Source organism: Inquilinus limosus MP06, assembly GCF_000767795.1.
GTDB classification, from domain to species: domain Bacteria; phylum Pseudomonadota; class Alphaproteobacteria; order DSM-16000; family Inquilinaceae; genus Inquilinus; species Inquilinus limosus_E.
The window spans coordinates 1-1,533 of record NZ_JANX01000920.1 but is presented as its reverse complement, the minus strand read 5'-3'; the positions used below and the strand labels follow the sequence as shown (position 1 = coordinate 1,533).

The window sequence follows — 1,533 nt, the reverse complement described above, 5'->3', positions numbered from 1 at the left end:
AGCCGCGCCGCAACCGTCTTCAGCCCGACCTGGTCGGCGTAGCGCATCGGGCCGCCGCGCCAGGCCGGCCAGCCATAGCCGTTGATCCAGATCACGTCGATGTCGCCGGGGCGGGCGGCGATGCCCTCCTCCAGGATCCGCGCGCCCTCATTGACCATCGGATAGACCAGCCGCTCGACGATCTCCTCGGCCGGGATCGGGCGGCGGGTGACGCCCAGGCGGGCGGAGACCTGCTGCAGCAGCGCCTCCACCTCCGGGTCGCGCACGCCGCCGCGGGCGCCCTCGGGGTACAGGTAGTAGCCGCGGCCGGCCTTCTGCCCCAGGCGGCCGGCCTCGCACAGCGCGTCGGCCACCGGCGCGGTCTGGCCCAGCGACTTGCGGTTGCGCCAGGCGATGTCCAGCCCGGCCAGGTCGCTGACGGCGAAAGGCCCCATGCGGAAGCCGAAGCCGGTCAGGGCCGCGTCGACCTCATGCGGCAGCGCGCCCTCGATCAGCAGGCGCTCGGCCTCCCGGGTGCGGCGGGCCAGCATGCGGTTGCCGACGAAGCCGCGGCAGACGCCGACCACCACCGGCACCTTGCCCAGCCGCTTGCCGAGGTCCAGCGCCGTCGCCAGCACATCGGGCGCGGTTGCCTTGCCGCGCACCACCTCCAGCAGGCGCATGACATTGGCCGGGCTGAAGAAATGCAGGCCCAGCACGTCGCCGGGCCGGCCGGTGGACGCGGCGATCTGGTCGACGTCGAGATAGGAGGTGTTGGTGGCCAGGATGGCGCCGGGCTTCGCCACCCGGTCCAGCGTGCCGAAGATCTGGCGCTTCAGATCCATGTCCTCGAAGGCGGCCTCGACCACCACATCGGCGTCGGCCGCGGCCTCCAGCCCGACCTGGCCGGCCACCAGCGACAGGCGGCGGGCCTCGTCCTCCGCCGACAGGCTGCCGCGCTTGACCGAGGCGGCATAGGTGCCGGCGATGCGGTCCAGGCCGCGGGCCAGCAGCTCGTCCCCCGTCTCGATCACCGTCACCGGGATGCCGGCGTTGGCGAAGCACATGGCGATGCCGGCGCCCATGGTGCCGGCGCCGATCACCGCGGCCCGGTGGATCTGCCGCCGCGCCGTGTCCTTCGCCAGCCCCGGCACGCGGGCGGTCTCGCGCTCGGCGAAGAAGGCGTAGCGCAGGGCCTTCGACCGGTCGTCGGCGACCAGGGCGATGAAGCGGGCGCGCTCCAGCGCCAGCCCGGCCTCGAAGGTCTCGGTGAAGGTGGCGCGCACCACCTCGGCCAAGGCGGCGATGTTCGGCAGGTCCGGGTTGCGCTTCAGCGCCTCGGCCGCCGCCTGCTCGAAGGCCTCGCGGTCGCCCGGCTGCAGCTGCCGGTCCAGGTCGCGGGCCTGCCGCCGGGTGCCGGACCCGGCCAACTCCAGCGCCTTGGCCCTGGCCGCCGCCAGCAGGTCGTCCGCGGTCACGTCGTCGACGATGCCGAGCGCCAGCGCCTGGGCGGCGGAGGCCGGGACGCCGTCCGCCATCATCCTGAAGGCGGGG

1 protein-coding gene is annotated in these 1,533 nt (G+C 74.4%); it reads right to left on the bottom strand.

Annotated elements, in window-relative coordinates:
• The coding region (locus tag P409_RS33990; RefSeq protein ID WP_238578841.1) for a 3-hydroxyacyl-CoA dehydrogenase at positions 1-1,517 on the bottom strand (1,517 nt) is incomplete at its 3' end.
• Positions 1,518-1,533: the final 16 nt, after the last annotated feature.